Annotated in this window: 15 protein-coding genes; 6 read left to right on the top strand and 9 right to left on the bottom strand. The window is 41.6% G+C overall.

The genetic code is table 11. The annotated features are described in order from the left end of the window. Nucleotides 1-63 precede the first annotated feature (63 nt). Entirely contained in the window at nt 64-918 is an 855-nt protein-coding gene (locus OCU78_RS10685; protein ID WP_137373585.1) for a class II glutamine amidotransferase, read from the top strand. 184 nt (nt 919-1,102) lie between these two features. Here OCU78_RS10685 and purN read toward each other — a convergent pair whose 3' ends face one another. Continuing rightward, nucleotides 1,103-1,741 carry a phosphoribosylglycinamide formyltransferase gene (gene purN, locus OCU78_RS10680; protein WP_137373586.1) on the bottom strand — a complete coding sequence of 213 codons (639 nt, stop codon included), beginning with the start codon at nt 1,739-1,741 and terminating at the stop codon, nt 1,103-1,105. Between the two features lie 174 nt (nt 1,742-1,915). Next, entirely contained in the window at nt 1,916-2,956 is a 1,041-nt protein-coding gene (purM, locus tag OCU78_RS10675) for a phosphoribosylformylglycinamidine cyclo-ligase (protein ID WP_137373587.1), read from the bottom strand. Nucleotides 2,957-3,125: 169 nt separating this feature from the next. Here purM and upp point away from each other — a divergent pair, with 169 nt between their 5' ends. Then, nucleotides 3,126-3,752, top strand: a complete 627-nt coding sequence (gene upp, locus OCU78_RS10670; RefSeq protein ID WP_137373588.1) for a uracil phosphoribosyltransferase — start codon at nt 3,126-3,128, stop codon at nt 3,750-3,752. A gap of 149 nt (nt 3,753-3,901) precedes the next feature. On the opposite strand, the gene OCU78_RS10665 is transcribed toward upp, so the two are convergent. Beyond that, nucleotides 3,902-5,140 carry a uracil-xanthine permease family protein gene (locus OCU78_RS10665; RefSeq protein ID WP_137373589.1) on the bottom strand — a complete coding sequence of 413 codons (1,239 nt, stop codon included), beginning with the start codon at nt 5,138-5,140 and terminating at the stop codon, nt 3,902-3,904. A gap of 283 nt (nt 5,141-5,423) precedes the next feature. On the opposite strand from OCU78_RS10665, the gene OCU78_RS10660 reads away from it, so the two are divergent. After that, complete coding sequence (locus OCU78_RS10660; RefSeq protein WP_137373590.1) at nt 5,424-6,620, top strand: DUF2066 domain-containing protein; 1,197 nt, start codon at nt 5,424-5,426, stop codon at nt 6,618-6,620. 157 nt (nt 6,621-6,777) lie between these two features. Here OCU78_RS10660 and OCU78_RS10655 read toward each other — a convergent pair whose 3' ends face one another. The 4 genes from OCU78_RS10655 to bepA form a co-directional block, all read right to left on the bottom strand. After that, nucleotides 6,778-7,197 (bottom strand): DUF2069 domain-containing protein, encoded by a 420-nt coding sequence (locus OCU78_RS10655; RefSeq protein WP_137373591.1) that lies wholly within the window; start codon nt 7,195-7,197, stop codon nt 6,778-6,780. Continuing rightward, entirely contained in the window at nt 7,197-7,769 is a 573-nt protein-coding gene (gene wrbA / locus OCU78_RS10650) for an NAD(P)H:quinone oxidoreductase (protein ID WP_137373592.1), read from the bottom strand. Before wrbA ends, OCU78_RS10655 begins: the two co-directional genes overlap by 1 nt. A gap of 6 nt (nt 7,770-7,775) precedes the next feature. Next, entirely contained in the window at nt 7,776-8,126 is a 351-nt protein-coding gene (arsC, locus tag OCU78_RS10645; protein ID WP_137373593.1) for an arsenate reductase (glutaredoxin), read from the bottom strand. Nucleotides 8,127-8,188: 62 nt separating this feature from the next. Beyond that, nucleotides 8,189-9,643: a beta-barrel assembly-enhancing protease gene (bepA, locus tag OCU78_RS10640; RefSeq protein WP_137373594.1), complete on the bottom strand. Its 1,455-nt coding sequence runs from the start codon at nt 9,641-9,643 to the stop codon at nt 8,189-8,191. Between the two features lie 196 nt (nt 9,644-9,839). Between bepA and OCU78_RS10635 the strand changes: the two genes are divergently transcribed. Both OCU78_RS10635 and OCU78_RS10630 read left to right on the top strand, forming a co-directional pair. Continuing rightward, nucleotides 9,840-10,079, top strand: coding sequence for a sulfurtransferase TusA family protein (locus OCU78_RS10635; RefSeq protein WP_137373595.1), 240 nt, complete (start codon nt 9,840-9,842; stop codon nt 10,077-10,079). Continuing rightward, nucleotides 10,072-11,151, top strand: a complete 1,080-nt coding sequence (locus OCU78_RS10630; RefSeq protein ID WP_137373596.1) for an AI-2E family transporter — start codon at nt 10,072-10,074, stop codon at nt 11,149-11,151. Before OCU78_RS10635 ends, OCU78_RS10630 begins: the two co-directional genes overlap by 8 nt. Before the next feature lie 165 nt (nt 11,152-11,316). Here the strand turns inward: OCU78_RS10630 and bcp are convergent, their stop codons facing one another. Both bcp and OCU78_RS10620 read right to left on the bottom strand, forming a co-directional pair. Then, a complete protein-coding gene (bcp, locus tag OCU78_RS10625) occupies nt 11,317-11,787 on the bottom strand; it encodes a thioredoxin-dependent thiol peroxidase (RefSeq protein ID WP_137373597.1) in 471 nt (156 codons plus the stop codon). A gap of 65 nt (nt 11,788-11,852) precedes the next feature. Then, nucleotides 11,853-12,395: a glycine cleavage system protein R gene (locus tag OCU78_RS10620; protein WP_137373598.1), complete on the bottom strand. Its 543-nt coding sequence runs from the start codon at nt 12,393-12,395 to the stop codon at nt 11,853-11,855. A gap of 370 nt (nt 12,396-12,765) precedes the next feature. On the opposite strand from OCU78_RS10620, the gene dapA reads away from it, so the two are divergent. Beyond that, entirely contained in the window at nt 12,766-13,644 is an 879-nt protein-coding gene (gene dapA, locus OCU78_RS10615; RefSeq protein ID WP_137373599.1) for a 4-hydroxy-tetrahydrodipicolinate synthase, read from the top strand. Nucleotides 13,645-13,660: the final 16 nt, after the last annotated feature.

Genomic DNA, 13,660 nt, shown 5'->3' with positions numbered 1-13,660 from the left:
ACAGATATAAATTGGAGCATGCTTTGCTCCAATGATGGTGATAACAAGGGAGTAGGTTAGACCATGTGTGAATTGCTCGGTATGAGCGCCAATGTGCCAACTGATATATGCTTTAGTTTTACAGGGCTCATTCAACGTGGGGGGAATACTGGTCCGCATAGAGACGGATGGGGTATTACTTTTTATGAAGGAAAGGGCTTTAGGACGTTCAAAGATCCTAATCCTAGCTGTGAATCTAAAATTGCTGAACTTGTTCAAAACTATCCAATTAAGAGCTGCGCTGTTGTTAGCCATATTCGTCAGGCAAACCGAGGTGGAGTGAATTTAGAAAATACTCACCCATTCACGCGAGAACTATGGGGAAGGTATTGGACATTTGCTCATAACGGTCAGCTTACGGATTATGATGATCTAAAAAGTGGTCGCTTTCGTCCTGTTGGTCAAACAGACAGTGAGCTTTCTTTTTGTTGGCTATTAAAGCAATTAGAAGAACGTTACCCAGAGCCACCACAAGATCAAGAAAGCATGTTCCGCTTTGTTGCGCAGTGCTGCGATACCCTCAGAGAAAAAGGCGTATTTAATATGCTGCTGAGTGATGGTGAGTATGTAATGACTTATTGCACTAACCATTTGTACTGGATTACACGACGTGCTCCTTTCGGGAAAGCGAGTCTAATCGACGAAGATGTTGAGATTAACTTCCAAGAAGAAACGACGCCGAATGATGTGGTGTCTGTTGTGGCGACCCAGCCTTTAACAGATAACGAGGAATGGTGTCGTATGAAGCCAGGGGAGTTCACACTGTTCCACTTTGGCGAAATGGTGGATAGTAATCATGGGCAGCTTTCAGATGTGGCTTACGCCCCGAAAAAAGTGTTGAGCCAGGCTCCCACGGCACCTTTAACCAGTGATTGCTAACAGTTTCTGTTACGTTTCTGCTATGTAGTTAGCTGTTCATAGCTAATCTATGATAGTTAACTACAGCTTGGGTAGTTAATTACAGACAGTTAACGAGTGAGTATGATTTTATAGCACTCATTAAAAAGCCGCTTAAACTGAGCTTTTAGTTTAAGCGGCTTTTTATTTGATTGTTCACTTGTTGCTATTCTTCGGCGTAGCCGTGTTGACCTAAACATTCACCGTCTAACAGTGCTTTTCCGTTATTCATCTCTAATCGACCTTCAATAAACCATTTGCTGACTAGAGGGTAAATATTATGCTCTTGAGTCAGAACACGGTTAGCCAACGCATCGGAGTCGTCATCGGAGAAAACCGGTACTTTGGCTTGTAATATAACCGGACCGCCATCTAATTCTTCCGTAACAAAATGCACACTTGTTCCATGCTCGGTATCTTTAGCATCAATAGCGCGCTGGTGGGTATGCAGACCAGGATATTTAGGAAGTAGTGATGGGTGAATATTGATCATTTTACCTAAGTAATGACGAACAAACTCAGGGCTTAAGATTCGCATATAGCCAGCAAGAACAATTAAATCTGGCTGGTATTCATCGATTTGCTTCATTAACTCAATATCAAACAATTCACGAGATTCGTAAGCTTTAGGGCTTAGACTACGAGCAGGAACATTAGCTGATCTTGCGCGCTCTAAACCGAAAGCGTCCTCTTTATTTGAAAAGACCGCTTTTACAGAAGCGTCGATGATATTGTCCTCGCAAGCATCGAGAATGGCTTGAAGGTTACTTCCGTTTCCTGAAATTAAAACAACAATATTTTTCATGCGGTAGTCTAACTCGTTTGTTCAAAGTACATTTATAGTGAATAAGCTTTATGTAATGTACCTATACATTTTAAGGTTTTCTGGGGGCTAAATAGCAGAATGAGGACCATAAGGTCCTCATTCGTGAAATTCACTAATAATGTTTTGGATAAAACCAAATCAGATAATAGGCTATTAGTTGATTTCTACTTGTTCTTCACCAGCTTCAGCATTGGCAATCTCACCGATAACCCAAGCGTTTTCGCCTTCAGCTTTCAGTAGTTCGACAGCAGCATCTGCTTGATCTTTCGGTAAAGCAACCACAAGACCTACACCACAGTTGAAAGTGCGGTACATTTCGAATGTTTCCACGTTACCTTTCTCTTGTAGCCAGTTAAAGATAGAAGGCCATTCCCAGCTCTTACCATCAATTACGGCTTTCGTACCTTCAGGAAGTACGCGAGGGATGTTTTCCCAGAAACCACCACCAGTAATGTGCGAGATAGCATGAATGTCATGTTCTGCAATCATTTTAAGTGCTGATTTGATGTAAATTTTAGTCGGCTCTAATAGGTGTTCGCCAATCGTGCGACCTTCTAGTTCTTCACTCTTATCAGCACCAGAAACTTCTAGAACTTTACGAATTAGAGAGTAACCGTTTGAGTGAGGACCGCTTGAGCCAACAGCAATAAGAGCATCGCCCGCTGCTACTTTTGTGCCATCAATGATGTTTGCTTTTTCAACAACACCCACACAGAAACCAGCTACGTCATAGTCGTCGCCTTCATACATGCCTGGCATTTCAGCAGTTTCACCACCGATAAGCGCACAACCTGCTTGAACACAACCTTCAGCAATACCAGAAACTACATCAGCTGCAGTATCAACATCTAATTTGCCAGTCGCGTAGTAATCTAGGAAGAAAAGAGGTTCACCACCTTGAACGATTAAGTCGTTCACACACATAGCCACAAGGTCAATACCAATTGTGTCGTGCTTTTTCAGATCCAGAGCAAGGCGAAGTTTAGTACCAACGCCGTCAGTACCAGAAACGAGAACAGGCTCTTTATATTTAGTTGGAAGTTCACATAGGGCACCAAAGCCACCAATACCACCCATTACTTCAGGGCGACGAGTGCGTTTAACAGCACCTTTAATACGGTCTACTAGTGCGTTACCTGCATCGATATCAACACCAGCGTCTTTGTAGCTTAGAGAAGAAGTATTACCACTCACGGGATAGTCCTCGAACTTAAGTTGGATGTGAAAACGGCGCTATTCTAACAGGGCTTGATTACGAAGAGCAAACGTTTGCGCGGTTTTTTTTATTAGAATAAAGATTCTGAAATAACCACAAAATTCGTGTATAATCTACAGGTTTGTTTAAATATTGCCGGAGTTGGAAATGAAAGTTGTTGAAGTGAAACACCCGCTAGTAAAACATAAAATTGGCCTGATGCGTGAAGGTGACATTAGCACTAAGCGTTTTCGTGAGCTAGCAACAGAAGTGGGTAGCCTTCTAACGTATGAAGCGACATCTGATTTCGAGACTGAGCGAGTAACCATTAATGGTTGGAACGGCCCAGTAGAAGTTGACCAAATCAAAGGTAAGAAAGTAACCGTAGTGCCAATTCTTCGTGCTGGTTTAGGTATGATGGATGGTGTACTTGAGCACATGCCAAGTGCTCGTATCAGTGTGGTTGGTATCTACCGTGACGAAGAAACACTAGAGCCTGTACCATACTTCAACAAGCTAGCATCTAACATTGATGAGCGTATTGCTCTAGTTGTTGATCCAATGTTAGCAACTGGCGGTTCTATGATTGCAACTCTAGACCTTCTAAAAGAGCAAGGCTGTAAAGTATTTAAAGTACTTGTACTTGTTGCTGCTCCTGAAGGCATTGCTGCTCTAGAAAAAGCACACCCAGATGTTGAGCTTTACACTGCTGCAATCGATGAGAAGCTAAACGACAAGGGCTACATTGTTCCAGGTCTTGGTGATGCAGGCGATAAAATCTTCGGTACTAAGTAATTCGGTTTTTTGTTTAAGTTAATCTGAACAGTTTTTTACTCGCTGAATTGGCTTAATTAACCGCATTAATAAAAAGGGAGAGCGTTTGATGCTCTCCCTTTTTTGATCTTGTTAGTTTGTGATTTTTTGTAGGTTGCCTTAACGACTGATTAATCGATTTGAGCTTTGTCTACTACAGTGTTGTCACCTAGCTCTTCTGGAAGCACTAGATTAAGTAATATTGCAACGATACCGCATAAGCTTACACCTTGTAGGCTGAAATCACCGATGCCAAATGCCATGCCACCTATACCAAAAACTAAAGTAATGCCCACAATCACTAGATTACGTGATTTGTGAAGGTCTACATTATTTTTAATGAGGGTATTCAAACCGACTGTTGCAATAGAACCAAACAGTAGAATCATGATGCCGCCCATTACTGGAACTGGGATCGTTTGCAGTAGAGCGCCGAGCTTACCTACCAACGCAAGAACGATTGCTGTCACCGCAGCCCAAGTCATGATCACTGGATTAAATGCCTTAGTAAGCATTACAGCACCTGTTACTTCACTATAGGTTGTGTTTGGCGGGGCGCCCAACATAGAAGCAGCAATCGTTGCTACACCGTCGCCAGTGATAGTGCGGTGCAAACCGGGTTTCTTAAGGTAGTCTTTGCCTGTCACATTAGAGATAGCAAGCATGTCACCAACGTGCTCGACAGCTGGAGCAATCGCAACAAATATCATGAATAGGATGGCGTTGATGTTGAACTCAGGTGTTGTGAAGTTTGGTAAAGCTAACCAAGATGCTTGAGCTACTGGGGTGAAGTCTACCGCACCATACACTAAGCTCGTGACGTATCCCGCGACAATACCAGAGAAAATCGGCAACAGCTTCAGGAAGCCTTTTGAGAATACACTGACGACGATCGTTACTAGCAGTGAAATCGAAGAAATCCAAAGTGCCGCGTCAGCATCAACAAGCTGAACTGCACCATCTCCTGTTTTACCTAAAGCCATGTTTACCGCAACAGGCGCCAGACCTAAACCGATAACCATGATTACAGGACCAACTACCACCGGCGGAAGCAGTTTGTGAATAAAGCCGACACCTCTTACTTTAATTAGAGCGCCCATCAACACATACACAACACCTGCAGCCATGAGACCACCCATGGTTGCGCCTATGCCCCACGTTTGTATACCAAACATGATAGGAGCAATGAATGCAAAAGAAGATGCTAAGAAGATTGGCACTGAACGGCGTGTAATAAGTTGGAATAAAAGGGTACCGATGCCGGCACCAAATAATGCAACGTTTGGATCCAAGCCAGTTAATAATGGTACGAGGACGAGTGCACCAAATGCAACAAACAGCATTTGAGCGCCCTGCAAAGCATTCTTCATGGAATATCCTTTGAACTTAAGTGAGAAGATAAAATTTAAGATAAATAAAATTCGCAGGATTCTATCATTTGGCAATCGATTGCTATGTCGGGTAGATCAAACTTATTCGTCTAAATGATAGATTGAGGAGGAAAATTTTTTATTTCATGTCGTTTTTGAATGAGTGATGCCTAGTTAGGCTATTTCAATTTAATTTTTATCAAGCTATCTGAACGGACTATCCTTGCCCCTTTTTCGATAGTTGCTTATCATCAAGCCACAAGATTAGAATATTAGGATCAGTATGCGCTATATAGCATTGTTGTTGATGGTTTTTTTGTCATTACCGAGTTACGCATTAACTCAAGTCGATATCTTTAGTTCCGAAGTCGTAATTAACGGTGAAAATAAGCAACCAGAAACGGTCGCTAGAAATACTGGTATGCAGCAAGTACTTGTTAGAGCTACAGGTCTAAAAGACGTAGCGTCTAATGACATGATCAAAAAAGCGATGCGCCAAAGCTCTCAATATATCTCTCAGCTAAGCTATGGTGAGCAGGGCGACCAAACGACATTACGCATGAGATTTAATTCAGCGCAAATTCGTTCATTACTCACCCAAGCACAGTTACCTTACTGGCCAGATACTCGCTCGAATATTTTAGTGTGGCTGGTAGAAGAGCAGAACTTTGATAAGAATATTGTTTGGGAACATTCTGCTTCTGAATTAGCTGCTGGTTTACAAGTTAATGCTGAAACCCGTGGTTTACCCTTGATTCTGCCTGTTGGTGATTTTGATGATATTACAGGAATCGCTACTTCTGATTTATGGGGAGGTTTTGTTGGGCCAATCAGTACCGCGAGTCAGCGTTACCCTGCCGATGCTGTTTTAGTGATTAAGTCTCAAGGCAACTCGCTACGTTGGACTTTATACGACCAGCAACCTGCATTTATGACAAGCTCACCTAAAGCACCTTTAAGTGGTTCTGCTTCCTCTTCTAAGCAATTAATTGATGAAGTGAGCCATTACTATGCGAGCAAAAGCGCAGTTACAGTAGCAAGCGAATCTTCAGAATATATTTTGGCTCAGTTTATTAGCATCAATAATGCTAAAAGTTTCTTTGAATTAGAAAATGCACTGAAACGATTAAACTCTGTTGCAAGCTTAGATATTTTAAAAATTCAAAACAGTGAAGTGACATTCCGTATTCACTTATTGTCGACTCAACAAGAGTTTGAACAAGAGGTAGAGCGAATTCGTCAGGTGACTGTTATCGAGCGACAATCTGATCTGCCGGAAGTTGCACCAGGGTTTGAAAAACAAGTTAACACGCAGACGGTTGGTGATGAAAGTGAGGCTCTTGAGGCAGTAGAACAGTCTTCTATTGAAGGTGTTTTCGAAGGTCAAAACGGGGAACCAACTGAACTGAATGAAGCCGAAATCGTGGTTCCCGTTCAGGAAGTTAAGCCTGACTTGGTTTATGAGTGGCTTACTAAGTAAGCAAAATTGTAGATAAGTAAATAAACTGTAAGTGATTATAAAAAGCCCGATACGTCATAATGGATGTATCGGGCTTTTTTATGAACAAACGGTGTCTTGTGAAGTCGTTGAACTCAGCTTGTCTTCGGAAAGGAACAAACTTTAAGAAAAATAAGGGTTACTGATTGAATCTTGATTTCTCTTGTTTTTCCACTTCTGATAACAATGGTAACTTAAGGCTTAGTTCTTTGCCGCGCGCGCGCGTATAAAGAATATTGCCAACGAAACCTAAAGAGGTGAGGGCGAATTCAACCACGGCGAGTATACGCTCACCACCGTCAACGTAGAAAATAGTGAGAGCATGTAAGAAATACAGCATGAGCACGAAATTAGCCCAAGCATGCGTATAAGGCTTACCAGCAATAATCCCTGGCAGTGGTAACAACAATGGTATCGCCCATACAAAAGCTAGTGTTAAGTTGTTTAAATGGGGGTGGGGCGATAGTGTGACCTGCCACAAAACCACCCAAACAAGTAATGAAACATTACTGATTAATGCAAGGTAACGAAATTGCTTAGTGCGCAGTGACATATCCATTACAACTGAACTTCCTTCTGTTTTATAGCAACTTTAGCTAAGCGCTTACCTAACTTCTGAGCCAGTTCCATTTCATCTTTTGTTAATGAAGCTGAGTGACCGGTACTGCTGGCACCGTAAGGTGTTCCACCCGATTGAGTGGTGTGCAGAAGTGGTTCAGAGTAAGGAATGCCTAATATCATCATCCCGTGGTGCAGCAGTGGCAGCATCATGGTTTGTTGAGTGGTTTCTTGCCCGCCATGCAATGACGAAGACGAAGTAAACACACAAGCTGGCTTATCTATAAGATCGCCATTTACCCAAAGTGGTGTGGTTGAATCCCAAAAATGCTTCATAGAGCCAGACATATTGCCAAACCAGACAGGACTACCAAGTGCGAGTCCATCACACTCTCTAAGCTCAGCTAGAGTGACTATCGGTTCTATCGGCTCGCCATGCGGGGTGATATCTTCAACTGTGCGTAATACGGCTTCACAATCAGGGATAGATTCTATCCCTCTTGCGATTTGTCTTGCGAGTGCTTGAGTAGAACCATGGCGACTGTAGTACAGCACAAGTATTTTAATGCTCATCGTGAGTTATAAGATCTCTAAGACTTGTTCTGGTGGGCGACCAATCTTTGCTTTGTTATTCGCAACAACAACAGGTCTTTCAAATAGTTTTGGATTATCTACCATCGCAGAAAAAAGTTGCTCATCAGTAAGTGACTCATCACTTAAATTCGCTTCTTTGTAATCAGCTTCCTTTGTTCTCATCATTTCACGAACGCTTTCAAAGCCGAGCTGAGAGAATAACGTTTTCAGTTGCTCAACAGTAAAAGGTGTATCTAAATATTTGATGATTTCAGGTTGAACCCCGTTTTCTTCTAGCACTGCGAGCGTTTGGCGGCTCTTTGAGCAACGAGGGTTATGGTAAATGACGACAGACATATTGTTCTCCTAATTATTATTGTTGTTAATGTTACACAGTTACCGCGTGAGAAATAGAGCCATTATTGTAATGATAGAAAACGATCACGTTGAATCATCAGTTGATCGATTCTGGCATCGTAGCGTGCCTGTTTTAAACTTCCTAATTCAGCAAGTTGGCTAGCCTGTGTGTAGTACTGGATGGCTTTATTCCATTGAGCCTGTAAAGCTAGAATTTCCGCTCGAGCTGCGAGATCTTCATCACTATTCGCTAGGCTGATGTTCGCTTTAGATAGTAAGTGCCAACCATTGGTGTCGTTTGGGTTATCGTGAGTGTAGCGTTGTAGTACGCGAATTCCTTCTTGGTATTGCTCTTTTTCTAATAAGGCGTTGGCATAATTAATTGTTAATACTGGGTTATTTGGCTTACGAGTTAGTGCAGATTTCATCTCTTTTATGGCTAGTTCAGGTTTATTCTGTTCGATGTGAAGGTCTGAAATAGCATCTAGATAGAAGGTATTTAGTGGGTCATTAGTGATCAATTTTGTCAGGATTGGTTCGGCTTTATCTAGCTTTTTAGAATCTAAATAAACTAAGGCTTTACCGTATTCTAATGAAGGCACTAGTGATGTAGGGGCTTTCTTCAACTTACGTTCAAACCAATCTAAAGCAGAATCATTCTCTATACCCGCATAACGAGCAACAATCCGAGCTCGTGCTAGGTGGTAATCGAGAGATGGCGATACTTTTAAAGGTGGATATTGACGTGCACGCTCACGAGAATCAGTAATACGGTCTTCAGGCAGTGGGTGAGTAAGCAGCATGGGTGGTGGTGTGCTTGCGTAGCGATATTCATCGGCTAATCGACCAAAAAATCGTGGCATTGCTTTTACATCAAACCCAGCTTTAGCCAAAGTGTTAATACCGAAACGGTCAGCTTCTTTTTCGTTGCTTCGAGTGTAGTTGATCTGACTTTGCATACTACCCGCAGTCGTAGCTGTAATCGCTGCAATACCAGCTTCTGGGGCTGCGATAGCCAGTAAGACAGAAGCTGCAAGCGCAGCAATAGTTGCTGGGGAGCGTCTTGCTTGATCTTCCATACTACGAGCTAAATGACGCTGAGTTACATGTGCGATTTCATGTGCAATAACAGAGGCTATTTCACTTTCAGACTGGGCATGAAGAAATAGCCCTGAATGCAAAGCGACGTAACCACCAAAAAATGCAAAGGCATTAATATTACGGTCACGAATCATAAAGAATTCGAAAGGGGTTTTTACATCGTTGGCATTCGCAACGAGTCTATGACCGAGGTTACTGATGTACTCATTTAACACCGGATCATTGACGATAGGCTGGCTACCTCTGATGATCCTCATGTAAGCATCACCATAAACGAGTTCTTGATCTATGGTTAATGTGCCACCTGCAGCAGTGCCAATATCTGGGAGATCTAGGCTATTTGCATTGGTTGAAATAGGGGTGCTTAATGCAGTTGCTATACACAAGCAAACAATCGAGCGGGTGCGTTTTAACATATTAGTCAGTAATACTCCGTTTCATCTGACATTAAGACAAGGGTTGTTTGAATTGGTTTCCTTTATCTCATAAAGCTTTATGAGATAAAACTTCACGATACGCGACTCTCATCTCTCGTGTTAATGAAATAGAAAGATGGCGCGTTTTAAAAAACAGATTACAATACGCCTCTTATAATAAGCATCGAGCTCAAGAATGAAACCTAATATTCTCGATTTACGCGAAGAGCGTTGCCCAATGGCACTATTATTAGCGAAGCGTTATGCTGCTAGGTTAGAGAACGGTCAATCATTATTAATATATATATCTGACATGAGCTCAATGAAAGACATTGTGAACTTCTTATCACAACAAGCTTATTCTGTAGAACAGGAAGCGAGTTCTGGTTTTCACCAAATCCAAGTTATTAAAAAGGAAGTGCAGTCAAATGCTTGAAATGGTCAGTCGCTGGTATAAGCGACGTTTTTCAGATCCTCATGCCGTCAGCTTAGTTGCTATCATTCTTTTCGGTTTTATTACTATTTACTTCTTTGGTCACCTAATTGCTCCGTTATTGGTAGCGATTGTATTGGCATACCTTTTAGAGTGGCCGGTGGTTCAACTGCAAAGAATAGGTATTCCTAGAACACCGTCGGTTATGTTAGTCATTTTGATGTTCTTCAGCTTAATGCTTCTAGCATTGTTTGGCTTGGTCCCGACAATATGGAACCAAGTGGGAAATTTGATTAATGACATTCCAAGCATGTATGGTGGATTGCAGAATTTTATCTCTACTATTCCAGAGCGCTACCCTGAATTAGCCAACCTTCAGATTGTTGAATCTGTTGTTTCTAATGCGAAAAATAAAGTGTTAGGGATGGGAGAGAGCGTCGTGAAAGGATCGCTAGCTTCATTGGTTAGTATCGCGACATTAGCGGTGTATTTAATTTTGGTCCCTTTGCTCATCTTCTTTTTGTTGAAAGACAAAGAAGAAATGATTCAGATGGCAAGTGGCATATTGCCCCAAAATCGTCGACTTGCTACGAAAGTGTGGGTGGAGATGAATCAACAGATCTCAAATTATATTCGAGGCAAGGTTGTTGAAATTCTAATTGTAGGCGGTGTTAGCTACGTCACGTTCGCCATTCTTGATCTTCGCTATTCCGCTTTACTTGCGGTTGCTGTCGGCTTATCTGTGTTGATCCCGTATATAGGTGCTGCTGCTGTGACAGTTCCTGTCGCGATTGTCGGTCTGTTCCAATGGGGCTTAGAGCCACAGTTTTATTGGTTGCTTTTAGCTTATGGTATAATCCAAGCTCTGGATGGTAATGTTTTAGTACCAGTACTGTTCTCAGAAGCGGTGAACTTGCATCCTGTGGCGATTATTGTTGCTGTACTCGTGTTTGGTGGGTTATGGGGCTTTTGGGGCGTCTTTTTTGCGATTCCATTAGCAACTTTAGTTAAAGCTGTTTGGAACGCGCTCCCAAGTCATGAGTTACATGAAGCAGAGTCTAAAGCTAAAGGTTGATATATGCCTCGGGTTAGTTATTGATGATAAAAAGGGCGAACATGAAAATGTTCGCCCTTTTGCTATCTGTATTTCCAACTAACCCACGTTAACGTTAGGCACCGTTACGTTATATCAAATAACTACACCGGCAATTAAACCGTGGGCTATTTTTATGAGTTAGGCTTAAGCGTCTTTGTTGAAGTAATCCAACACAACTTCATGGTGCGTTTTTGTTTTGAATTTATTGAATACGTGCTCAATAACTCCTTCTTCATTGATTAAGAAGCTAATTCGGTGCAGGCCGTCGTACACTTTACCCATGAATTTCTTCTCTCCCCATACTCCGAACTGTTCAGCGACAGCGTGGTCTTCATCCGATAATAGAGTGAAGTTAAGGGATTTTTTCTCAACAAAGTTAGGTAAGCGTTTTACTGGGTCGATACTCACACCAAGTACAACTACATTGAGATCATCAAGTTGAGGCTTTATATCTCGTAGACCTTCAGCTTGAACAATACAACCAGGCGTCATCGCTTTCGGGTAAAAGTAGAAAAGTACTTTTTTTCCTGAAAAGTCACTAAGAGAAACGGTATTTCCGTCTTGATCGAGTAGAGAAAAAGCAGGAGCCGGAGTGCCAGCTGTCAGCGTATTCATGAGTTTTCCTTTTTACGGTTACTATGCTTTCAAAAAGCCATCAAAAATGGTCAAAGGGTACATAATTATTGGCTGTTTTTAATAAAGTTGAGCGAGCCTTGAACATTGAGCTCTTGGCACAATGAATTGAATTCTTCTTGTAGCTGCATCAAATTACATTCTGAATGAACGGAAGCGGTAATTGAGATATGAAATTGGTCATTATCTAGATCAACCTTTGATTTATTGATTGTTTGAGCACTCAATGAATCAATACCTATTTGGCGATTTGCAAAAAAAGTGGTGAATTTTTCAGTTAAACCAAGTTTGTCATCGGACTCGACGAATACTTCTAAGGTATATGAGTTATCGATTTGTGCATGAGTAGAAGTGCGTTTCATTATGGTAATGAAATCGTGCTCTTGCCCCAATAAAGGTAAGGTAGTTTCTACTCTAGTAATGTTACTTGCTTTACCTGATAACAGCATAATCAGGGTGAACTCTTCACCGAATAAAGCAATGCGGCTATCAATAATATTACAGCCTGATTGGGTGACTAACTGAACCACTTGGTTACATATACCCGGGCGATCTGTGCCCACAGCTGTGATTACTAGATGCTGAGTCATAAAATCACGTCTCTTAATATTCCATTGTTTCATGCATGTTAGCACAGTTACCAAAATGAATAAGTGACGGTAAAGGTTTTTACTTAAAGGGTACATGCCGTTTTAGGGCACATATCTATGGCTGATTTTGGTTTGAGTCACTTTCATTGAATAGAAACAAGCAGGTACTTTATCCCTTAAATAAGGACCAGAGAGCCATACATGCGAACAGTTGTTACCCAAATGTATAACCTTCCGAAGCTTAAGTTGGTGCAACCTCAAACATACGACAATATTTAATGCCGATGTGGTCGGTAAGAGGCTTTAAAGTCTTGTGTTTATCAATCGCCATACAGTACCATGCAAAAAGATTAAATTAAGGGAGATAGACATGTTTTCAGGAAGTATCGTTGCGCTCGTTACGCCATTTAACTTAGATGGTGAAGTGGATTTCGACAGCCTTAAAAAGTTAGTTGATCATCATGTAGCTGCTGGAAGTGATGGTTTAGTTGCTGTTGGTACAACAGGTGAGTCTTCTACACTTACTATTGAAGAGCATGTCAAAGTCGTGAATAAGATTGTTGAGTTTGCTGACGGTCGTATCCCTGTTATTGCAGGTACGGGCGCGAATGCGACTCATGAGTCAGTACTATTTAGCCGTTTGCTTAATGGTTCTGGCATTGTTGGCTGTTTAAGCGTGACGCCTTATTACAACAAACCGACTCAAGAAGGCTTATATCAACATTACAAAGCCATAGCTGAAGTGAGTGATGTACCTCAAATTCTATACAATGTACCAGGTCGTACCGCTGTCGATCTATTACCTGAAACGGTAGCTCGCTTATCTAAAATTGAAAACATTGTTGCCTTGAAAGATGCGACAGGTGATTTAGAAAGAATTGCAATTCACCGTGAACTTTGTGGCGAAGATTTCATCTTACTAAGTGGTGATGACTTAACAGGTCTTGAGTTTGTTAAGCGTGGCGGTGATGGTGTTATCTCGGTTACTAATAATATTGCAGCTGCAGACATGGCTAAAATGTTTAAACTAGCCAAAGAAGGCAAGTTTGAAGAGGCAGAGATTATTAATGAACGCCTGATGCCATTGCACAAAAACCTATTTGTTGAGTCAAACCCAATTCCTGTAAAATGGGCGGTTCACAAGCTTGGCTTAATTTCTGAGGGTGGTTTACGCTTACCGCTGACAGAACTTTCAGCTGAACAACAACCTACGGTTGCTCAAGCTATGACAGAAGCGTGTATTTACTAATTAGTATGAAATAATG

This window comes from Vibrio gallaecicus, assembly GCF_024347495.1.
In the GTDB taxonomy this organism is placed as follows: Bacteria; Pseudomonadota; Gammaproteobacteria; order Enterobacterales; family Vibrionaceae; genus Vibrio; species Vibrio gallaecicus.
The sequence above is the reverse complement of the archived record's forward strand: the minus strand, read 5'-3'. Positions and strand labels throughout refer to the sequence as shown.